The 20,669-nt window shown below is 74.1% G+C and carries 18 protein-coding genes and 1 tRNA gene; 11 read left to right on the forward strand and 8 right to left on the reverse strand.

Going from position 1 to position 20,669, the window contains the following annotated elements; translation table 11 throughout:
* Positions 1-40 precede the first annotated feature (40 nt).
* Positions 41-880, reverse strand: a complete 840-nt coding sequence (locus ABZ883_RS11385) for a patatin-like phospholipase family protein (protein ID WP_360905237.1) — start codon at positions 878-880, stop codon at positions 41-43.
* 191 nt (positions 881-1,071) lie between these two features.
* On the opposite strand from ABZ883_RS11385, the gene ABZ883_RS11390 reads away from it, so the two are divergent.
* From ABZ883_RS11390 to ABZ883_RS11400, 3 genes are read left to right on the forward strand one after another with little or no spacing between them, the layout of a single operon-like run.
* Complete coding sequence (locus tag ABZ883_RS11390; RefSeq protein WP_360905609.1) at positions 1,072-2,025, forward strand: zinc ABC transporter substrate-binding protein; 954 nt, start codon at positions 1,072-1,074, stop codon at positions 2,023-2,025.
* Positions 2,022-2,915 carry an ATP-binding cassette domain-containing protein gene (locus ABZ883_RS11395; protein ID WP_360905239.1) on the forward strand — a complete coding sequence of 298 codons (894 nt, stop codon included), beginning with the start codon at positions 2,022-2,024 and terminating at the stop codon, positions 2,913-2,915. The genes ABZ883_RS11390 and ABZ883_RS11395 overlap by 4 nt, the downstream gene beginning before the upstream one ends.
* Positions 2,916-2,929: 14 nt before the next feature.
* The gene (locus ABZ883_RS11400; protein WP_360905610.1) at positions 2,930-3,799 is read left to right on the forward strand and encodes a metal ABC transporter permease; all 870 of its coding nucleotides are present in this window, start codon (positions 2,930-2,932) and stop codon (positions 3,797-3,799) included.
* Here ABZ883_RS11400 and ABZ883_RS11405 read toward each other — a convergent pair.
* Positions 3,726-4,622, reverse strand: coding sequence for an alpha/beta hydrolase (locus ABZ883_RS11405; RefSeq protein ID WP_360905241.1), 897 nt, complete (start codon positions 4,620-4,622; stop codon positions 3,726-3,728). The genes ABZ883_RS11400 and ABZ883_RS11405 overlap by 74 nt on opposite strands.
* Before the next feature lie 342 nt (positions 4,623-4,964).
* Here ABZ883_RS11405 and ABZ883_RS11410 point away from each other — a divergent pair, with 342 nt between their 5' ends.
* On the forward strand, positions 4,965-6,077 hold the full coding sequence (locus ABZ883_RS11410) for a PP2C family protein-serine/threonine phosphatase (RefSeq protein WP_360905243.1): 1,113 nt from the start codon (positions 4,965-4,967) through the stop codon (positions 6,075-6,077).
* 122 nt (positions 6,078-6,199) lie between these two features.
* Complete coding sequence (locus ABZ883_RS11415; protein ID WP_360905245.1) at positions 6,200-7,093, forward strand: LysR family transcriptional regulator; 894 nt, start codon at positions 6,200-6,202, stop codon at positions 7,091-7,093.
* Positions 7,094-7,133: 40 nt separating this feature from the next.
* Here the strand turns inward: ABZ883_RS11415 and ABZ883_RS11420 are convergent, their stop codons facing one another.
* Positions 7,134-8,366 (reverse strand): MFS transporter, encoded by a 1,233-nt coding sequence (locus tag ABZ883_RS11420; RefSeq protein ID WP_360905247.1) that lies wholly within the window; start codon positions 8,364-8,366, stop codon positions 7,134-7,136.
* Positions 8,367-9,083: 717 nt separating this feature from the next.
* Here ABZ883_RS11420 and ABZ883_RS11425 point away from each other — a divergent pair.
* Positions 9,084-9,395, forward strand: coding sequence for a hypothetical protein (locus ABZ883_RS11425; protein WP_360905249.1), 312 nt, complete (start codon positions 9,084-9,086; stop codon positions 9,393-9,395).
* A gap of 61 nt (positions 9,396-9,456) precedes the next feature.
* On the opposite strand, the gene ABZ883_RS11430 is transcribed toward ABZ883_RS11425, so the two are convergent.
* On the reverse strand, positions 9,457-9,924 hold the full coding sequence (locus tag ABZ883_RS11430; protein WP_360905251.1) for a helix-turn-helix domain-containing protein: 468 nt from the start codon (positions 9,922-9,924) through the stop codon (positions 9,457-9,459).
* 96 nt (positions 9,925-10,020) lie between these two features.
* On the opposite strand from ABZ883_RS11430, the gene ABZ883_RS11435 reads away from it, so the two are divergent.
* Complete coding sequence (locus ABZ883_RS11435; RefSeq protein ID WP_360905253.1) at positions 10,021-10,515, forward strand: PaaI family thioesterase; 495 nt, start codon at positions 10,021-10,023, stop codon at positions 10,513-10,515.
* 53 nt (positions 10,516-10,568) lie between these two features.
* On the opposite strand, the gene ABZ883_RS11440 is transcribed toward ABZ883_RS11435, so the two are convergent.
* Positions 10,569-12,209, reverse strand: coding sequence for a phosphodiester glycosidase family protein (locus ABZ883_RS11440; protein WP_360905255.1), 1,641 nt, complete (start codon positions 12,207-12,209; stop codon positions 10,569-10,571).
* Between the two features lie 700 nt (positions 12,210-12,909).
* Here ABZ883_RS11440 and ABZ883_RS11445 point away from each other — a divergent pair.
* The 3 genes from ABZ883_RS11445 to ABZ883_RS11455 all read left to right on the forward strand — a co-directional run bounded on the left by ABZ883_RS11445 (position 12,910) and on the right by ABZ883_RS11455 (position 15,796).
* Positions 12,910-13,470 (forward strand): hypothetical protein, encoded by a 561-nt coding sequence (locus ABZ883_RS11445; protein WP_360905611.1) that lies wholly within the window; start codon positions 12,910-12,912, stop codon positions 13,468-13,470.
* 612 nt (positions 13,471-14,082) lie between these two features.
* Positions 14,083-15,279 carry an amidohydrolase family protein gene (locus ABZ883_RS11450; RefSeq protein WP_360905257.1) on the forward strand — a complete coding sequence of 399 codons (1,197 nt, stop codon included), beginning with the start codon at positions 14,083-14,085 and terminating at the stop codon, positions 15,277-15,279.
* A gap of 148 nt (positions 15,280-15,427) precedes the next feature.
* Positions 15,428-15,796: a hypothetical protein gene (locus ABZ883_RS11455; protein ID WP_360905259.1), complete on the forward strand. Its 369-nt coding sequence runs from the start codon at positions 15,428-15,430 to the stop codon at positions 15,794-15,796.
* A gap of 14 nt (positions 15,797-15,810) precedes the next feature.
* Here the strand turns inward: ABZ883_RS11455 and selD are convergent, their stop codons facing one another.
* Positions 15,811-16,842: a selenide, water dikinase SelD gene (selD, locus tag ABZ883_RS11460; protein ID WP_360905261.1), complete on the reverse strand. Its 1,032-nt coding sequence runs from the start codon at positions 16,840-16,842 to the stop codon at positions 15,811-15,813.
* 99 nt (positions 16,843-16,941) lie between these two features.
* On the opposite strand from selD, the gene ABZ883_RS11465 reads away from it, so the two are divergent.
* Positions 16,942-17,034 (forward strand) — tRNA-Sec (locus ABZ883_RS11465).
* Between the two features lie 23 nt (positions 17,035-17,057).
* Here ABZ883_RS11465 and selB read toward each other — a convergent pair.
* Both selB and selA read right to left on the reverse strand, forming a co-directional pair.
* A complete protein-coding gene (gene selB, locus ABZ883_RS11470; protein ID WP_360905263.1) occupies positions 17,058-18,860 on the reverse strand; it encodes a selenocysteine-specific translation elongation factor in 1,803 nt (600 codons plus the stop codon).
* A 2-nt stretch (positions 18,861-18,862) separates the two neighbouring features.
* Positions 18,863-20,200 (reverse strand): L-seryl-tRNA(Sec) selenium transferase, encoded by a 1,338-nt coding sequence (gene selA, locus ABZ883_RS11475; protein WP_360905266.1) that lies wholly within the window; start codon positions 20,198-20,200, stop codon positions 18,863-18,865.
* Between the last annotated feature and the right edge of the window lie 469 nt (positions 20,201-20,669).

A 20,669-nucleotide genomic window follows, 5' to 3' on the forward strand; every position in this document is an offset into this window, starting at 1 on the left:
GCAGCGACGTGCCGCTGCGGGGGCCCACTGCCGTACCCCGTCAGCGGCTCCACGGAAGCCGGAGCGCGCGCCCCTGCGCGCGGCCCGCTTCGGCGGAGGGCCGGCGCGTGGACGGGTCCAGCGGGCTCGTGCCGATGGCGGCGAGCGAGGCCTCGTCCGGTTCGACGACCGCGACCTCGGCGCCGCCGGCGCGCAGTTCGCGGACGGCCTGCTCCAGGGTCACCTCGGTGGGGAACAGGTCGGTGCTCCCCAGCGGCGCCAGCACCAGGACCCGGGAGGCGCCCCCGGCGTAGTCGGCGTTGGTGGCCGACCGGACGCCGCCGTCGACATAGCGGTGACCGCCGATGGTGGCGGGCGGCCAGACGCCGGGCACGGCGCAGCTCGCCGTGACGGCGTCGACCAGGCTCACGCCGGACGTGTTGTCGAAGACCTGGGGCTCGCCGGTCCCGGCCTCCACGGCGACGATCCTGAGCGTGCGGGCGGGCCAGTCGTGCGAGGGGAGGCGCCCCTCGACGACCTTGCGGCGCACCTCCTCGGTCACCGTCTCCGTCTCCAGCGCGAACCTGCCCACCGCGCGGCGCATGTCCGCGATACCGGTGGCATCCTGCAGCGAGCCGCCGATGCGCTCGCCGAGGGTCGTCAGGTCCACGTCGACCATGATCTCCGCGGACTGGAGCCCGGGCTCGGTCTGCCGGGCGTACAGCTCCTCCAGGGTCAGCCCGCTGCCCAGTTGGGCCGCGACGGCGGAACCCGCCGACGTCCCCACGACCACCTCGGCCCCGGAGACGTCCTGACCCGCGTCCGCGAGCCCGGCCAGCAGCCCGGTCAGCCATGCGATCCCGGCGACGCCTCCGCCGCCGAGCACCAGTGCCTCGGTCATGTCCCGCCCTCTCGCCATGTCGGGGGTCCCGGGTGATCCCCGCACCATCCTCCCCCCAGGGGCCGTGGGCGGCACGGAAGCGCTTATCGGAAATGAAAACCGTTTGTGTATAGTCCTCGCCAGAGCCCGCCACGCACCGCGCCGTGCCGGGCCGCCACCCCTTGCCCAGCGCGTCGGAGGAATCCATGTCCCTGCCCACGTCACCGTCCCGGCTCCTGGCCCTGAGTGCCGGACTCTGCCTCGCGGTCCTCGCCGCCGGGTGCGGCACCACGGAGGACACCGCGTCGGACACCTCGTCGCCGACGGCCGCGGCCTCCGGATCCGCACCGTCCGCGAACGTGCCCGTGGTCGCGTCCACGAACGTCTACGGGGACGTCGCCCGCAGCATCGGCGCCGGGCGGGTCACCGTCACCTCGATCATCAGCAGTCCCGACCAGGACCCGCACTCCTACGAGGCGGGCACGCAGAACCAGTTGGCGCTGTCCAAGGCCAAGGTCGTGATCGAGAACGGCGGCGGCTACGACGACTTCGTCGACCGCATGCTGCGCAGCGCGGGCAACGGCTCCGCCCGTGTGATCAACGCGGTGAAGGTGTCGGGCAAGACCGCCCCGCCCGGCGGTGAGCTGAACGAGCACATCTGGTACGACTTCCCCTCCGTCGCCGCGATCGCCGACGAGATAGCCGGGGCGCTCGCCGGGGCCGACCCGGCGGGCGCGAGCGACTACAAGGCCAACGCCGCCGCGTTCAAGGCGAAGCTGGAGCCCCTGATGGCGAAGGAGGCCGACATCAAGGCCTCGCATGGCGGCGAGGCAGTGGCGATCACCGAACCGGTCCCGCTGTACCTGCTCGACGCCAGCGGCCTGCGCAACGCCACGCCCCCGGACTTCAGCGAGGCCATCGAGGAGGGCGACGACGTCTCCCCGCGGACGCTGCAGGACACCCTGGCGCTGTTCACCGGGAAGAAGGTGAAGGCGCTGGTCTACAACGAGCAGACCTCGGGCCCGCAGACCGAGAAGGTCCAGCAGGCCGCCGAGGCGGCCGGTGTCGCGGTCGTCCCCGTCACTGAGACGCTGCCGCAGGGCAAGGACTACCTCGGCTGGATGACCGCGAACGTCGACGCCCTCGCCGCCGCGTTGGGCGCATGAGCGACCCGGCCGCGGCCCGCATCCCCCCGGCCCGCCAGGGCCGTTCCCCGGAAAGCGGCACCGGCGGCACCGCCGCGGCCCCGGTGATCAGCCTGCGCGGTGGCGCGCTCGCCTACGGTACGCGCGTGCTGTGGGAGGGGCTGGACCTCGACGTGCGGCCCGGTGAGTTCCTCGCCGTCCTCGGTCCCAACGGCGCGGGCAAGACCAGTCTGGTGCGCGCACTGCTGGGCCAGCGGCCGCTGTCCGCCGGGACGTTGACCGTACTCGGCGAACCCCCGCGCAGCGGCAGTCGGCACATCGGCTACATCCCGCAGCAGGCCGCGCTGTCCGCGCAGACCATGCTGCGGGCCCGGGACCTGGTGCGCCTCGGCATCGACGGCCATGTCTTCGGACCGCGCCGGTCCGGCCGCGCGGTGCGCCGCCGGGTGGACGAGGTGCTGCGCTCGGTCGGGGCCGAGGCCTACGCGGACGAGCCGGTCGGCCTGCTCTCCGGCGGCGAGCGGCAGCGCGTACGGGTCGGGCAGGCGCTGGCGGGCGATCCGCGGATCCTGCTGTGCGACGAGCCGCTGCTCTCCCTGGACCTGCACCACCAGCGGGCGGTGACCGGGCTCGTCGACGCCCGGCGCCGTTCGCACGGCACCGCCGTGGTGTTCGTGACGCACGAGATCAACCCGGTGCTGGCCGCGGCCGACCGCGTCCTCTACCTCGCCCGCGGCGGCCACCGCTCCGGGCCCCCGGACGAGGTGCTGACCTCGGAGTCGCTGTCCGAGCTGTACGGGACCCGGGTCGACGTCGTCCGCGTCGGCGGCCGTGTCACGGTCGTCGGCGCGCCCGACGAGACGGCCGCCCCTCCGCACCACGCCGAACTGCCGGAACAGACACGGAGATGACCGATATGACAGGCGTGACGCTCGCCGACGGCCTGTGGCAGCAGGTCTTCGTCTTCGACCACTACGGCGAACTCCTGCCCCTGGTCCGCAACTCCCTGATCGCCGGTGCCGTGATCGGACTGGTCGGCGGGCTGGTGGGAGTCTTCGTGATCATGCGCGACCTGCCGTTCGCCGTGCACGGGATCAGCGAACTGTCCTTCGCCGGGGCCTCGGGCGCCCTGCTGCTCGGCGTGAACGTGGTGGCGGGCTCCATCGTGGGCTCCCTGGCGGCGGCCGGCGCGATCGGCGTGCTCGGCGCGCGGGCCCGGGAGCGCAACTCGGCGATCGGCATCATCATGCCGTTCGGGCTCGGCCTGGGCGTGCTCTTCCTCGCGCTCTACAAGGGCCGCGCCGCGAACAAGTTCGGACTGCTCACCGGGCAGATCGTGGCGGTCGACACCCCGCAGACGACCTGGCTGATCGGCACGTCCGTGCTCGTCCTCGCCGCCCTGGCGGTGATGTGGCGGCCGCTGACGTTCGCCAGCGCGGACCCGGAGGTCGCGGCCGCCCGCGGTGTGCCGCTGCGCGGGCTGTCGCTCGCCTTCATGCTCGCGCTGGGGGCGGCGGTCGCGCTGTCGGTGCAGATCATCGGGGCGCTGCTGGTCCTGACCCTCGTCGTCACGCCTGCCGCGGCCGCGGCGCGGGTGACCGCCTCACCGGTCCTGCTGGCGGTGCTGAGCGCGGGATTCGCCGTCCTCTCGATCGAGGGCGGCATCCTCCTCGCGCTCGGCAGCACCATCCCCATCAGCCCCTACGTCACGACGATCTCGTTCACGATCTACGGGTGCTGCCGGCTGGCGGGCCGTCGTCGCCCGCGGCGGGCAGTGCGTCCCAGAACGACGTGAGGGCCGCCGCCGTGGCCGCCGGCTGCTGGAGGTTGGGCGAGTGCTCGGCGTCCGCCACGACGGTCCGGTGGGCGTCGAGGCGGCGGGCCATGTCCGCGAGGAGGTCCGGCGCCCAGGCGTCGTCCCGGTCTCCGTACAGCACGTGCACCGGCAGCGCCGTCACGGCGGCCAGTTCGTCGGTCCGGTCGGGCTCCTCCAGCAACCGGGTCCCGGCGACACGGAGTTGCACCGGGCTGTTGCGCAGCCAGCGCTGCCGCAGGAGCTCGGTGTCGGCCGGCGTCGTGGCGGACGGCTTGAGCTGCTGCATCACGTCCCAGATCTGCTGCATCGTCATGGTCGCCAGGGCGTCCAGCAGCAGCTTCAGCAGGAACGCCCGCTCGTCGCCGACCTCCGCGGGGCCGGACGACATCAGCGTGAGGGACAGGAAGGGGCGGCGGTCGGTGAGGACGGCGGCGCGGGCGACCTGTCCGCCCATCGAGTGGCCGAGCAGGTGCACGGGCACGGCCAGCGCCTCCGCCTGGGCCAGGACGTCGGCCACCAGGGCCTCCTGCGCGTACGCGGACTCCTCGTCCGGGCCCGTCGTCGCGTCCTGGCCGCGGCCGTCGACGGCGACCGCGCGGTAGCCGGCGTCCGTCACGGCCCGCAGCAGGGGGATGAACTCGTCCTTGCTGCCGGTGTAGCCGGGCAGCAGCAGGACGGTGCCCCGGACCGGGGTCTCGGGAGCGGCCTCCAGGGCGGCGAATTCACCTCGCCGGGTCGGCAGCGTCGTACGGCGGGCCCCGGGCGGCAGGGCGAAGAGGGAGAGCGATGTTTCGTCGGACACCCGTGAAGCCTATGCGGCCGCCTTTCCGCCGCTCACACGGGCAGGCCCTGTCCCACGCCGCGCGGTGCTCCGAAGGGAAGGCACGCCCGCACAGGACGGCGGCCGTCCACGGGGGCGCCCGGGCGCGGAGCTGAGCACCAGGAACGTCAAGGAGCGCTTTGCGCCTCGATGATGACGGGCCGTCAACTTCTCCGTGGTGTTCCCGCGGCTGGGCAGGGCCTGAGTCCGCGGCGGCGACCGGGCCCGCGCGCCGAGCCGGCGTCCTCACCCTGGGCCACCCCCGCCCCTGAACCGCGAGGCTGCTGCTGAACTCTTTCTGCCGATATGATGCGTTTCGTGGTCATGCGCAGACAGTTACGGGGCAGTAGCTCCCGCCGCGTCGGCCGGTGGCGGGCGGCCCTGCTGCCGCCGGTGCTGCTGACCGTCCTGATCGCCGTCCTCGCGTTCGCCACACCGCGCGAGATCGCGTTCAGCCGGCTGCTGCCCACCGCGCCCGCCCTCGCCGCCGCGATGTGGCCCGTGATCCCCACGATCCTGCTGGGCGTGTGCTGCCTCCTGGTCATGATCGGCGTCGGCATGGTCTACCCCGACCTGGGGACCCCGTACACGGGCGCGGCGATCGTCGCGGTCACGCTGGCGGCGGCCTACGCCAGCCACGTCCGGCTCCAGCGCGAGGAAGCCCTCTTCCAGGTGCGGCTCGTCGCCGACGCGGCACAGCAGGTGCTGCTGCGGCCGCTGCCGCACCGCATGCAGTCCGTCGAGATCGAGTCGCTGTACCTGGCCTCGCAGGAGCAGGCCAGGATCGGCGGCGACTTCTACGAGGCGGCCGACACCCCGCACGGCGTGCGGCTGCTGATCGGCGACGTACGCGGCAAGGGCCTGTCGGCGGTGGGCGCGGCGGCCGCCATCACCGCCTGCTTCCGCGACAGCGCCCACGACGAGCCCGATCTGATGGACATCCCGCCGCGCCTGGAGACCAGCATCGCCCGGCACAGCGCCACCTTCCCGGGGCCCGATCTGCCGGAACGATTCGCCACCGCCGTCCTCGCCGAGATCCCGCACGGCAGCGGCCACGTCAGGATCCTGAACTGCGGGCACCCCCCGCCGCTGCTGATCCACCGCGGCGAGATCCGCGTGCTGGAGCCCACGACACCGTCCCCGCCGCTCAACCTCGCGCGGCTGATCGGCGGCCGCTACTGGGTCGACACCTTCGCCTTCGACCCGGGCGACCAGCTGCTGCTCTACACCGACGGGGTCACCGAGACCCGGGACCGCACCGGTGCCTTCTTCCCGCTCGCCGACTGGATCAGGGGCCAGGGCCGCAGGTCGCCCCGCGAACTGCTGGACCGGCTCCACCAGGACCTGCTCCGGTACGGCGGAGGACGGCTCGGCGACGACATCGCCGCCGTCGTGGTCCAGTGCCACGGAGTCCGGGCCCGCGAACCCTCCGCGTGAACCACTGCGCCCGCCCCGCCCCGCCGCGCGCCCCGGCGGATGCGATGATCACGGGTACGGGCCATCTCCCGCGGAGATGACCCACCAGAGCCCGGGACACGCGAGGACGGTGGTGGGCGCCGATGGACCTGCGGCAGATGGAAGTGGTCGTCGCCGTGGCCGAGGAGGGCGGGTTCACCGCGGCGGCGCGGCGTCTGCACGTCGTGCAGTCCGCGGTGTCCGGGACGGTGCGCGCCCTGGAGAAGGAGCTCGGCAGCCCGCTCTTCGACCGTACGACGCACCGCGTCTCCCTCACCCCGGCCGGTGAGGCCTTCCTGCCCGCGGCGCGGACGGCGCTGCGGGCCGCGGCCGACGCGCGGGCCGCCGTCGACGCGGTACGGGGCGAACTGCGCGGGCGCGTCACCGTCGGCACGATGCAGGGGGTGTGGGCCGGACTGCACCATGCCCTCGCGAACCTGCGCAGGGACCATCCCGGCGTCAGCGTCCACCTGCGGCAGGCGGCCGTGGCCGACATCCGGCAGGCGCTGCGCGAGGGGACCGTCGACCTGGCCGTCGTCTCGCTCGCCCGCGAGCAGCAGCGGGGCCTGGTGACCCGCCTGCTCTCGCGCGAGGACATGCTGCTCGTGGCCTCGCCCGCGCGCGCCTTCGCCGAGACCGACGTGGTGTCGCACGCCGAGGTGGCCCGGCTGCCCTTCGTCGACTTCTCACCGGGGTGGGCGGTCCGGTACGCCGTCGACCGCTCGTTCCGCGCCGCCGGCGTGGAACGCGCCACCGTCTACGAGGTGAACGACATCGTCGCCGCCTCCGAGCTGGTCCGCCACGACCTGGGCGTGAGCATCATGCCCGCGTCCATCGCCGCCCGGTTCCCCGGCCTGGCGGTGCGGCGGTTCACCCACCACGTCCCGGCCTGGAAGGTGATGGTGGTCCGGCCGCAGGGCGAGCCGACCCCGGCGGTCGAGGCCCTGCTGCGGCACATCGAGCACATCCCCGCGGCGGGGACCGGCGTGCCGGGATGACACCGGCCGGTCCCCGCCGCGGTCGCCCGCTCCGAGTGCCTCAGCCCGCGGCGTCCGGCCGCGGCCGCCGCGGCTCGGTGGCCCAGTAGGCCAGCGCGAGCAGCGGCAGGAGGGCGCCGAACGCGCTCACCGCCGTCCAGCCCGCGGCGTGGTAGGCGAGCGAGCCGAGCTGGGACCCGAGGGCGCCGCCGGTGAAGAAGATGGCGATGAAGGCGCTGTTGAGCCGGGCCCGTGCGCCGGCGTCGAGCTGATACACGGTGTGCTGGCCGAGGATCATCGTGGTCTGCACGGCCATGTCGATCAGGATCGCGGCCAGGGCGAGCAGGACGATGTGGTGCCCGCCGAAGCCCGCTAGGGCGAAGCCCACCGCCGCCACGGCGAACGCGGCCGCCGTCATGGGCCGCACCAGCCTGCGGTCGGCCCAGTGCCCGGCCAGCGGGGCCACGGCGGCACCGGCGGCCCCGACGAGCGCGAAGAGGGCCACGCCGACGGGGGAGTAGTGGAAGCGCGGCCCGGTCAGGACGAAGGACACGGTGGTCCAGAAGGCACTGAACCCGCCGAACATCGCCGCCTGGTACAGCCCCCGGCGCCGCAGCGCGGGGTGCGTGCGCACCAGGCGTGCCGTCGACCGCAGCACCTGGCCGTACGGCATCGAGGTCGTCGGGGCGTGCTCCGGCAGGGCCACGCGCAGCGCCACCGCGAGCAGGGCCATCAGGACGGCTGAGCCCAGGTAGACGTAGCGCCAACCGGCGATGTCGGAGACCAGGCTGCTGATGGTGCGCGACAGCAGGATGCCGGTGAGCAGCCCGCTCATGACGCGGCCGACGATCCGGCCCCGCGCGTGGTCGGGGGCCAGGCTCGCGGCGAAGGGCACCAGGATCTGCGCGACCACCGACGTGGCGCCGCTCACCAGGGACGCGAGCAGCAGCACGGGGAAGCTCGTCGCGAATCCGGCGACGGCCAGGGCCACCGTGGTGACGGCCAGCAGCGCGGTGATGAGCCGGCGCTTCTCCAGCCGGTCGCCCAGCGGCACCAGGAACAGCATGCCGATCACATAGCCGACCTGCGTGAGGGTGATCAGCCCTCCGGCGGCGGTGGTACCGAGGTGGAAGACCCGGCTCAGCGAGGACAGCAGCGGCTGGGCGTAGTAGAGGTTGGCGACCGTCATACCGGTGGCGACGGCGAGCAGCGCGACCAGCCAGCCCGGCACACCGTGTACGTCCTTGCCGGACGCGGTGGTGCGCGGGGCCCGCTGTGCGGTTGATGCGAGCACGGGTGCTGTCTCTCCTCGTACGGGAACCGCGTCGTGCGGTCCGGGTGGGGCTCTCCTGCGGGCGGGGCCGTTCGCCGGCACCCGCCCCTACGCGTGGTCCAGCGTTGGGGAGGCCTCGTCGCTTCCCATGCGGTGGAGATGAATGATGATGTCAGTCATCTCTGTGAGGGATAACCATGCCCGAGGCGGGCCGGGGCCGCGCGGACCGGGGCCGGTTTCCGTGCGACGCGAAGTTGTTACGTGAACACTTTCCGTCACGAATCCGTGGTCCCGGTGCGGCGATCCGGGGTCTGCCCACCGGTGCCGGCGGGTCGCCGGGGGTCGGAAGCGGGCGTCAAAACGCCTCGGAATGTGGGGACTTGGCAGGACGACGCATCGGTGCGTCCGGCGGTGCGAGGTGCGGGCGCTCTTACGGGCATCGCTCACACACGGTGAGTGATCAACTTGCTACCGAGCGTGGCAAATACGGCGAAAGCCCAGTTCCCAGGCGGCGCTTTGGCCCCTCCTGCCTATCTTTTGACTCCCGGACCCCCTCGTGGCACGGTCATATCTGGGCGTTTTTAGTGGCTTTGGCCACATTGGTCACGTCTGTAACGGCGGGACCACGTCCTCGGACGAAGCGCCCAGGTCGTACCGGTCCACCACGTAAGGGCCGGTGCGGCAGCGGTCGCCCCACGCGGACCGCGATCCGACGTTCCCGTCCCGAAGGGAAGTCCCATGCGCGCGAACATCACCACTCGTCGAGTCGCCGCGGCCGCCCTGGCGGCACCGCTTCTCGCACTCGCCGGCGCCGGCGCGGCCAGCGCCGCCACTCCGCAGGTCGCTCCCGCCACCGTGTCGTCCGCCCACTTCGGTGGCGGCGGCTGGGGCGGAGGCTGGGGTGGCGGCTGGGGCCGCGGCTGGGGAGGCTACGGCGGTTACCGTGGCTTCGGCGGCTACGGAGGTTACGGCGGCTTCGGAGGCTACGGCTTCGGAGGCTACGGGGGTTACGGCGGCTTCGGCGGCTTCGGTGGCTACGGCTTCCGGTGATCGCTGAGCAGCACCCGGCCCGTGCCCGGACCTGTCAGGTCCGGGCACGGGCAGCCCCGTGTCAGGTGGCCGCGCGGGCCGATGCCCCGGGCCGCGTGGCCGCCTGACGGGGTGTCAGCGGCCCGTCGCCGTCCGTGCAGACGACAACCGCCTCCACCGGTGCGCCGCACTCGCGGTGCACCACCTCCAGGGGCGGTCCCTCGGGATCCGCGGTGTAGCGGTCGCCCCATTGCTTGAGGGCGATCATCGCGGGCCACAGGTCCCAGCCCTTGCGGGTCAGGCGGTACTCGTGCCGGGTGCGGCTGCCCGGCTCGCGGTACGGGACCGTGTCGAGGATCCCGGCGGCGACGAGCTTGCGCAGCCGGTCCGCGAGCACCGCCTCGGACAGGCCCATGTGCCGGCGGAAGTCGTCGAAGCGGTGCACGCCGTTCATCGCCTCGCGCAGCACCAGCAGCGACCATTTCTCGCCGATCAGGTCGAGGGTGCGTTGCACGGTGCAGTTCTCGGTGCTGGTCTCCAGCCAGGTCATGCCCGTCATCGTAAGCTGGCTTCGGCATTGACAGCCAGATGTGCGACCCTCTAACTTCGGATGCCGAAGTCAGCTGGAGAGAGGGAGAGGGCCGTCATGACCCGGTCACGTACGTTCGAGTGGAAGGACCCGAGCGTCTCCGCGGCCGCCGTCGGGCAGCGCAGCGGACTGGACTTCCTCCAGGACATCGTGGCCGGACGCCTGCCCGCCCCGCCCATCGCCGCGACGCTCGGAATCACTCTGCAACAGGTCGAGTTCGGCCGTGCCGTCTTCACCATGGAACCGGGGGAGGAGCACTACAACCCCATCGGCAGTGTCCACGGCGGCGTCTACGCCACGCTCCTGGACTCGGCCGCGGGCTGCGCCGTGCAGTCCGTCCTGCCCGCCGGCACGGGATACACCTCGCTCGACCTGAACCTGAAGTTCCTGCGCCCGATGAGCGTGGACACCGGCAAGGTGCGCGCCGTCGGCGGCGTTCTCAACCAGGGCCGCCGCACCGCCCTCGCCCAGGCCGAACTGTTCGACGCCCAGGACCGGTTGCTCGCGCACGCGACCAGCAGCTGCATGCTCTTCCCGGTGCAGTCGCGCTGACGGCACAGCGGGGCGGCGCCCTTGCGGACGCCGCCCCGGGGACCCTTCGGAGGTCAGTGCCGGCCCGTCTCCGGGAGCACCTGGATCGTGTCGCCGACCGCGCGCTCACCCGTCGCGTCGGAGGTGACGTTGACGAGGGCGCCCTTGACCGTCATCGCCGAGGAGCCGCCGCCGTCGAGGTTGAGGGCCTGGACCGCGCCGAGCGACCGCATGAAGCGGGCGGCCTCGCCCAGCGTGAAGCCCTCACTGACGCCGGGCTGGCGCCCGTCGACGGTGACCAGGAGCAGTCGTCCGTGCCGGTCGATCCCCGCGAGGGTGCGCGGCTGGCGGACGTTGGACCAGGCGAAACCGAAGGACAGGTCGCGCGGGTCGAGCGTGCCCTCGGTCGCGGCGTCGATGTGGACGCGCCCGTTCTGCACCAGGGTCGGCGCCGCGCTCACGATGCTGTCGTCGGGGCCGAGCCGGACCTGCCGCCCGGAGGAGTCCCGGACGACCTCGCTCAGCGACAGCCGCCGGCCGGTCGCCGCGTGGCCGTTCAGCCAGTCCGCCGCCGCGCCGGTGCCCTGGAGGACCGAGCCGTCCTCCGGCACCGAACCGCCGCGCGCACCGGCGGAGACGACGACGCCCCGCTTGTCCAGGACCACCTGGGTGCCCGCGCCCGTGGGAAGCGCGGCCCGGAAGGCCGGGGTGAACTTCACCAGGTCGTCCGCCAGCGTGCAGGTGGTGTCGTGCCGCGGCTGCTCGGTGGGAACCGCGCCCGGACGGCCGCAGTTGCGGAGCTTGCCCGGGACGCGGTTGATGCCCTGCACCGCGTACGAGGCGCTGCCGGAGCGCACCGTCACGGTGGTCGACAGGTCGGCGATGCGCGGCCGCCGGCCCCCGTCACCGAGGATCAGCGCGGCGCGCGAACCGACGGCCATGGACTCCAGCTCGCCGTGCACGGCGGACAGGCCCGCCATCGTGCCCTGGACGCCGTCGGCGTCCGAGGTGATGAAGAAGCCGCCGTTGACGCCGATCAGCGAACCGAGCCGGCCGGCCACCGTGGAGGTCTTCTCCCGGTCCGCCGCGTTGCCGCCGTCGCTGACCTCGATCGTCCCGCGCAGCCGGGACGGGTCGAGGACGGCGACGTGGATGCGCTCCCCGTCGGCGGCCTGCCGGCCGTCGTAGCCGGTCCACTCGACGGACGTGCGGAAACCGGCGCCGGTCATCCCGGAGTTGGTGGTGCCCGCCGCGGCCTGGGTGGCGAACCGGCCGACCCTGACCTGCCAGCCCATCGTGCCGTGCGGGGTGTCGGAGTAGTCGTCCCACGCCACGCGCTCCAGGCGGGGCTCGAAACCGGCGTCGCGCAGGCGCGCCGCGGTGGTGTCGGCCCAGGTGCGGTCCCCGAGCGGGGCCCACGTGGCGGCACCGGTGAGGCGGTTGACGGCGGGCGCCTGCACGGTGACCGTCCACACCCCGGCGGCGTCGGCGTCGTCGAGCACCCCGGTGCGGACCTGGACGCCGGGGGCCACGTTCTGCGTGGTCCACGCGATCCTGTGCGGGGCGGACACCTGGGACGCGTTGGACGACGCCCCGGCCGTCGCGGGCGGGACCAGCGCCACCAGGGCGAGGGCGGCGCCCAGGGCGGCCCCTCCCCAGGCTCCGTGCCGTACCCGGCCCGTTGCGCGGCGCGTCTTCTCGGCTGTGACGGACATGCCTCTCCTGACGTACGGTCCTCCACGGCGCCGGAACTCCGGGCGCCGCGATCGAACGTCATCCCAGCCCCGTGCGGAGACGCGCACGTCAACCGCCAAGGGCCCGTGGGAGAAACCTCGGTGACAAGCGCAGACGGCTGTCCGCCGCGCCCGCTGCGAAGTGACGGTTCGTCAGTCGCGCCGGTGTGCCGCGGTGAGGGCCGCGGGGCCCGCTTCCACCGTGCCTTCCGGGAGCGTGTCCGGGCCTTCACGACAGCCGTGTGCATTCTGTCGCGCGCGTTCATTTGTGGGCGGCAACGATCCTCTGGAACGCGTATGTGAACGACATCGCCCAACAAAAAGAGAGGAAGCGGATCGGCCGGATCCGGGGACGCCGGCGCATTGCGATGCGACGGGAAGGCGGGGGGAGCCGGGGCGCGGTGCGGGCGTGTCCGCCGTGCGGGCAGCCCACCTGCGATGTCGGTGTCCCGCCGTGTCGCGGGACGCGCTTGCGAGATGCGTCACATCGAGCCGATGGTAACGATTTCTCGGGCAACGGATCCGGGACGATCTGTTGTGATCACCTCACACTTCGGCGTACTAATCTGTCATCCGGCGTGCGGGTGTTCATCCGTTGTGGCTTTACCCGCCACGACGGATATCGGGAACGCCGGAACGTGCCATATTGGAAGCTGCCGACCGGTCGAGGACGAGAGGACACCTGGACTCAATGACGCACACCCCCCGGGACATTGAGGCCACGGCAGCGGCCCTCAGGGACGAGGCGGAGCGGCTCGAGGCCCAGAAGCAGGGACTCGAACGCGAGTTGGCCGCCGTCGCGGCGCACCTCTGCTCCGTGCACAAGGCACTGGACGCCCTCCGCAAGCTCATGCCGTCGGCCGTCCCCGACACCGCCACGATCGGGCGCCCCAGGTCCGCCGCCCCGTCGTCCCTCGTCGGCCGCTACACCGACCTCACGCCGAAGTCCGCCGCCGAGGCGGTCAAGGTCGCGCCGGAGGCGGAACCCGGCGAACCGGGCACGGAGGGCGACGACGACACCCACGCGACCGCGCAGCCGGGCTACGGCAGGCTCACCGAGCAGATCCTGGAGTACCTGGCGACCACCGACGGCGCCGAGGTCCGCGCCCGCGACGTCGCCGCCGCCCTCGGCCGGGACGCGAACGCGGGCAGCATCAACGCCGTGCGCAGCACCCTCGACCGGCTGGTCGGCGCGTCCCGCGCGCAACGTGCCGGCCGCGGCCTGTACCGTGCCGCCACCTGACCGTCCCGTGCGTCCCGGTGCGGTGAACGTGGTCGCCCCTGCGGTCCTCCCCCTGTCGTAGGTGAACACACTGCCGGAGTGCTGTTGTCGTCATGTGATCGTACAACGTGGTTCCGGCGGACCGGGCGCCGCGGCCGCCCTGTCACGTCCGCGGGGAACTCTCGGTGTACACGCCCCTCTCGGGCGTTGAACAGCGGCTTGCACCTGCCCTCCATGGCGCTGTGAAGGGCGCCGTCCCGGCCCCGGCATTCCTGGGAACGTCTCCGCCGGCCGCACACGGTGTGCAGAACGAGTGAAGGTGTGTGCCTCGCGTTCAGCGCTTTGAGTGTCACTGAAGCGTGTATAGGGTTGGACATCGTCTCACTGGCCGACGGTGGAGAACCGGCCGGCCGGGGGCGACCGAGGGCGCGCGGCCGGAGCCGGAACGTCCGGAGCACGGCCCCGGGCGTCGTGGTCGGCGGCGCGGGCCTCGTGTCCGCGGGCGCCACAGGTCCCCGCGGGCGGCGGCAGTGTCAACGGGGGCGGGGCACGGATGTGCCCTGCGGTAGGGAGCGCGACATGGTGGTGCGAGGAGACGTAAGAGGCAGGTCCCGGCCGACGGGAAGGGACCGGGTGCCGCGTCACCAGGTCCTGCCGGACTGCCACGCCGTACGGGCCGAGGCGATGTTCGACGGCTTCTCCGTGTCGGGCCCCGTGACGGTGCACGTCCGGCGCGGCAGGATCGTCGCCGTGGACCGCACCGGCTCGGTGCCGCAGGACACCCATGTGATCGACCTGGGCGCCGACGTCTGCCTTCTGCCGGGGCTCGTCGAGTCCGGTCTCCACCTGTCGTTCGACGCGAGCACGCACCCGGTCGCCTCGCTCGTGGCCGAGGACGACGACCAGGTGCTGACGCGCATGCGCGCGGCGGCCCACGAGGCGCTGCTCGCCGGCATCACGACCGCCCGGGACCTGGGCGACCGGAACTTCCTGTCCCTGACGCTCGCGGACGAGACCCTGCGGGCGCCGCACCTCGGCCCCGAGATCCTGGCGTCCGGGCCGCCGATCACCACGCCCGGCGGTCAGTGCCACTTCCTCGGCGGAGCCGTCTCGGGCGAGGCCGCCCTGATCGAGGCGGTGCGGGAGCGGCACGCCCGCGGCTGCGCCGTGGTGGGGATCCTCGCCAGCGGCGGGGCCATGACGTACGGTTCGCGGGCCCATCTCCCGCAGTTCTCGGTGACCGAACTGCGCACCGTCGTCGAGGAGGCGCACCGCCTCGGCCTGCCCGTCGCGGCGCACGCGCACGCGACGACCTCCATACGGGACGCGCTGGCCGCGGGCGTGGACATCCTGGGGTACGTGAGCTTCTGGGAGGAGTGGGGCGTCACCCGCGACCTGGAACTCATGGCCCGCATCGCGGGCAGCGGCACCTTCGTCGGCCTGCCCCTGGGCCGGCGGGGCGAGCCCGTCAGGACCGGTTTCGACGGCCTCGCGCTGCGCGCCGACGGCATCCGGGCGGCGTCGGGTTCCCTGGTGCGGCTGGGCGCGCGCGTGGTCGTCACCTCCGGCGGCGGCGTGGCGCCCCACAAACCGCACAACGTGCTGCCGTACAGCGCCGGCGAACTCGTGGAACTCGGGATGACGCCCCTGGAGTCGCTGAAGGCCATCACCAGTGAGGCCGCCGCGGCGTGCGGGGTCGAGGGCAGGAAGGGCCGGATCCAGGCGGGCGCCGACGCCGATTTCCTGGCGGTCGCCGGCGATCCGCTGCGGGACCTCGGCGCCCTCCACGACGTGCACGCGGTCTTCCGCGCGGGCGTCCGGATCCGCTGACGGCGCGGTGTCCCCGCCCGGACGGCTTGATCTGACCTGTCGTCCGCATGGTTGAACGGGCAATAATCGGCGATGTTGTGACGGTGCGACAGCAGTGTCACACCATCGCTGTGACAGCCCACCCCCCCACGGACACAAGGCGGATCGCATGACCAGTTCCAGGACACGCCCGCTCACCGGTGTCGCCGCGGGCCTCCTCGGTACCGCGCTGCTGGCCTTCGCCGGCTCCGTGCAGCCCGCCGGAGCGGCGACCTCCCCGGACGCCGTCTTCTACACCGGCGCCGGCCGGAGCGGGTCCGCGATGACCGCGGACCTCGGCGGCACCGCCTGCCAGGCCCTCCCGAGTCCCGCGCTCTCCGCGCAGAACCTGTCCGGCACCGACATCGCCGTCTACTTCAACCCCGGCTGCCGTCCCGGCACCCCGGGCAGCAGCGGCGACACCGTCTTCGTCCTCGGCAGCCTCCACACGGCCGCCTTCGCTTTCCCCGCCCTCAGCTACCGGGTGCTCGACCACTGACCTTCTGACCCGCCTCAGCGGACGACCAGGCGGTTCGGGCCTGCCGGTACCAGTTCTCCGACGATGGGGGCGCCCGGTACTTCGCCGGCGATCAGGAGTCCGCCGGAGGTCTGGGCGTCGGCGAGGAGGAGCCGGGTGAGTTCGTCGGTGGCGCCGAAGTCGGTACGGGGGGCGACCCAGTCGAGGTTGCGGCGCGTGCCGCCGCTGACGTGGCCGGCACGGGCCGCCTCCCACGCGCCGTCGAGGAACGGGACGGCGGAGGGGTCGAGCACCGCCGTCACACCGGAGGCCCGGGCGAGTTTGTACAGGTGCCCGAGGAGGCCGAAGCCGGTGACGTCGGTCGCGCAGACCGCGCCCGCCGCCAGCGCGGCCTGAGCCGCATCCCGGTTGAGCGTCACCATCGTCTCCACCGCCTGCGGGAAGACCTCCCCGGTCGCCTTGTGGCGGTTGTTGAGCACGCCCAGCCCCAGCGGCTTGGTGAGCGACAGCGGCATGCCGGGCCGCCCGGCGTCGTTGCGCAGCAGACGGGACGGGTCGGCGGTGCCGGTCACCGCCATGCCGTACTTGGGTTCCGGGTCGTCGACGCTGTGCCCGCCGGCCACGAGGCAGCCCGCCTGTGCGGCGACGTCCGCACCGCCCCGGAGCACCTCCGCGGCCAGGTCGAAGGGCAGCACCTCACGTGGCCAGCACAGGAGGTTGACGGCCACGAGGGGCGTGCCGCCCATCGCGTAGACGTCGGACAGCGCGTTGGCGGCGGCGATGCGCCCCCAGTCGTAGGCGTCGTCGACGACCGGCGTGAAGAAGTCCGCGGTGGCGACCACCGCGGGCGCGCCGGGACCGTTCGGCAGGCGGACGACGGCGGCGTCGTCGCCGCTGTCGAGCCCCACGAGCAGGCCGGCCGCGGTGCCGCCGTCCGTCCCCGCCCGGGAGGCCAGCCCGGCCACGATCTCCTCCAGCTCGCCGGGCGGGATCTTGCAGGCGCAGCCGCCGCCGTGGGCGTACTGGGTCAGCCGCACGCCGGTCCGGCGGACGTCGGTCTCCGTCATGGTGCGTCGTTCCTTTCGTGGCAGGGTGCGCCGTGTGGCGCGTTGACAGGCCCGGGGGCCGCGGGTTCGGATGGGCGCGTGGCCGGAACGGCGCCGCAGGGAGACGTACAGGTGCCTGGTGGCCCTCCCGGTCTTCAAAACCGAGGTGTCCGAGCAACTCGGGCAGGCGGGTTCGATTCCCGTCCGTCTCCGCCGGCACGTCGCACCCGGAGGGCTCATCCCGCGTCCGCCCCGTCCTGGTCCGGCGTCGGGCCCGCCGCGCGGCAGCGCCGAAGCGCCCCTTCGAGCCGCACCGTGCGGCCGTGCCGGTCGAGGTGTTCCAGCAGCGGGATCGCGACCCGCCGCGTGGTGTCGAGGGCGCGGCGCGCCTCGCTCGCGCTGAACGGCTGCTCCAGCCGCGCCAGGATGTCCGCGGCCCGCGCGTCGGCGCCCGGCAGCAGCACGATGCCCTCGCCGATCCGCAGCAGCGCCCCCGCCGCCTCGGCGGCCGCCAGCAGTTTCGGGGTCAGCCCGAGCTCCGCCAGCCGGTCGGCCTCGGGGGCGCGGAACGGCGTACGGGCCAGATCGGCGCGGACCGCGTCCACGGCAGCGGCCACAGGGGGCGGGAGCGCAGGTCGGCCCTGGCCGCCGTACAGTCGCCCGTCGCTGTGGCGCAGCCCGGGCTCGGACGTCAGCAGCGCCTCGACCAGGGAGCGGTCCGGCAGGCCGAGCACCTGACGGGCCGCCTCCAGCGGCATGCCCGGTTCCAGGGGGTGGCGCTCGGCGTGGTCGTCGACGGCCCGGCGCAGCCGCTCGCGCAGGTCCGCCCAGTGGGCCGGGTCCGCGAGCCAGTCCCCGGCCACGGCTTCGGACGGCGGGAGCACGCCCATGGCCAGCAGTTCCTGGCGGCGCACCAGTCCCCGGCGGCGCAGTTCGGCCGCCCCGTCGGCGGGCCCGGACGCGCACCGCAGGTCGGCCGCCCGCGCCGCCGCCGCTCCCCGGCGGGTCAGGCGGGGCGGCCGTACGTCGAGGACGGTGATCCCCGCGGCCACGCGATGCCGCCCCGGATCGCGCAGCAGCGCGACGTCGGCGACGCGCAGCGGCAGCGGCGCGGCCAGCCGCAGGCGTGCCGTGTCGTCGCCCAGCGGACGGACCGTCACCGGGACCGCCGCGGACCCCGCGTGCAGGGTCAGCTCGCGGGGCAGCTCCCGAGCGGAGTCGCCGCGCAGTGCCACGTCCACCTGATCGGTCGTCAGCCAGCGGTCCGGGGTCAGCAGTGCGTCGCCCCGGCGCAGGTCGGCGGACCCGGGACCGGTCACGTTGACCGCGACCCGCGCGACCGCCCCGACCTCCTCCCGCGGCTCCTTGAGGGACTCAAGTCCGCGCACCCGTACGGGTTTTCCGCTCCGCGCCTGGTGGAGGTGGTCGCCGACCCGCACGGCGCCCGCCCCGAGCGTGCCCGTGACCACGGTGCCCCGGCCCCGCACCGTGAACGCCCGGTCGACCCACAGCCGGACGTCGGCGGTACGGTCTGGGGCGGGCAGTGCGTGGGCCAGCCGGGCCAGCGCCGCCCGCAGCTCGTCGAGGCCCTGGCCGGTCACGCTGCTCACGGCCACGCAGTCCACGTCGCCGAGCGAGGACTCCGCGATCCTGGCCAGGGCCTGCTTCCGTGTCGTGCCGGGGTCCGCGAGGTCGCAGCGGGAGACGGCGAGGACACCGTGCCGCACCCCGAGGGCGTCCAGCACCGCCAAGTGCTCCTCCGACTGCGGCTGCCACCCCTGGTCGGCGGCGACGACGAAGACGACGGCGGGCACCGGCCCGACCCCGGCCAGCATGTTGCCCACCAGGCGCTCGTGGCCGGGCACGTCGACGAAGGCGATGTCCCCGGCGTCCGGCAGCCGCGTCCACACGAACCCGAGGTCCAGGGTCATGCCGCGCCGCCGCTCCTCCGCCCAGCGGTCGGGCTCCATCCCGGTCAGGGCCCGCAGCAGTGCGGACTTGCCGTGGTCGACATGGCCGGCGGTGGCGACGACGCGCATCCTCAGGACTCCCCGTCCGGCCCGGGGCCGGAACGGCGCACGACGGCCGCCAGCACCCCGTCGGCGTCCTCCGGCAGCGCCCGCAGGTCCAGCAGGCACCTGCCGTCCTCGACCCGGGCCAGCACGGCGGGGTCGGCCCGCCGCAGCCGGGCCGCGTAGGCGGCGGGCAGGGACACGGCGGCGCTGGGCAGCGTGACCCCCGGCGCCCCTCCGCCGCCGACCACCGCCCGCGTGCCGACGGCCCTGCTGTCGAGGCCCTGCGCACGCAACTGCTCCGCCAGCCGTTCGGCGCGCTCCCGCAGCCGCGCGGGGTCGGCGTGCAGCGCCGTACGGGTCGGGGTCGCGGGTCCGCGGACCGTCGCTTCCAGCGCGGCGAGGGTGAGCTTGTCCACCCGCAGCGCGCGGGCCAGCGGGTGACGGGCCATCCGTTCGACCAGGCCGGCTCGGCCGAGCAGCAGCCCGCACTGCGGGCCGCCGAGCAGTTTGTCGCCGCTCGCGGTGACGAGGGACGCCCCCGCGCGCAGCCAGGTCGCGGCGTCGGGCTCGTCGGGCAGCGCCGGTTCCGGCGCGAGGAGGCCGGAGCCGATGTCGGCGACCACGGGCACGCCGAGCCGGGCCAGTTCGGTGACCCCGGCCTCGCGTGTGAAGCCCGTGACGCGGAAGTTGGACGGGTGCACCTTGAGCACGAAGCCGGTGTCCGGCCCGAGGGCCGCCGCGTAGTCCTCCGGCGTGGTGCGGTTGGTGGTGCCGACCTCCCGCAGCCGGGCGCCGGTGGAGACCAGCAGGTCGGGCAGGCGGAAGCCGTCGCCGATCTCCACGAGTTCGCCGCGGCTGACGACGATCTCCCGGCCCTGGGCGAGCGCGGTCGCGGCCAGCGCGAGCGCTGCCGCGCCGTTGTTGACCACATGGGCGGCCTCCGCCTCCGGCACGTGCCGCAGCAGGGCCTCCAGCGCGGACCGTCCCCGCCGGGAGCGCCCGCCGGTGGCCAGGTCCAGTTCCACGTCCGTGGTCCCGGCCGCGGCCAAGACGGCCTCGCGGGCGGCGGCCGACAGCGGGGCCCGGCCGAGGTTGGTGTGCAGCAACACCCCGGTGGCGTTGAGGACCGGCCGCAGTCCCGCGGCGGTGGCCGGCAGCGCTGCCACGGCGTGCTCGGCGACGTCGGCGACGGGCACCTCGCCCGCCCGCGCCCGCTCCTGCACCCGCGCGACCACGTCCTTCACCAGACCCCGTCCCAGCCGCTCCGCCGCCGAGACGAGCCGGGGGTCCGCCAACAGCGCGTCGGTGCGCGGCAGTCGGCGCCGCTCGTCGGGCGGCGCGGCGGAGGCGTGCTCGCGGTCCATCTGGTGCACCTTCGCTCGGGCCCCCCTGAAGCTCCGTCAGATTACGGGGGTCCTGGCCAGGGGTGCCCGCGCCACACCGGTTCCCTCTGTGCGGAGGGGCCCGTCCGCGATGCCGGGAGCGCCTGTCCCGTCGGCCTCGGCGGCCTCCGCGGCGGGGCGCCGTCCTCAGCGAGGGCCCGTGCGCGGCCCGCGCGCCTCAGCTCAGCGGCGCCGCTCGCGGTTGCACGGCGGAGGCGGCCGGGCCGTGTCGGCCGCTGTCGCTCCCGTGCCGGTGGTGGCCGCACCGGGACCTGACGGTTCCGGGCCACGCACGCCGCGCCGAGCGACCGCATGAAGCGGGCAGCCTCTCCGAGCGTGAAGCCCTCACTGACGCCGGGCCGACGCCCGTCGACGGTGGCCAGGAGCAAGACCCGCCGCCCCGACCTTCAAGGACCGGAGTGAGGCGACGGGCACGAAATACGCGCGGTGC

It is taken from the genome of Streptomyces sp. NPDC046977 (assembly GCF_040644455.1).
Lineage (GTDB): Bacteria > Actinomycetota > Actinomycetes > Streptomycetales > Streptomycetaceae > Actinacidiphila.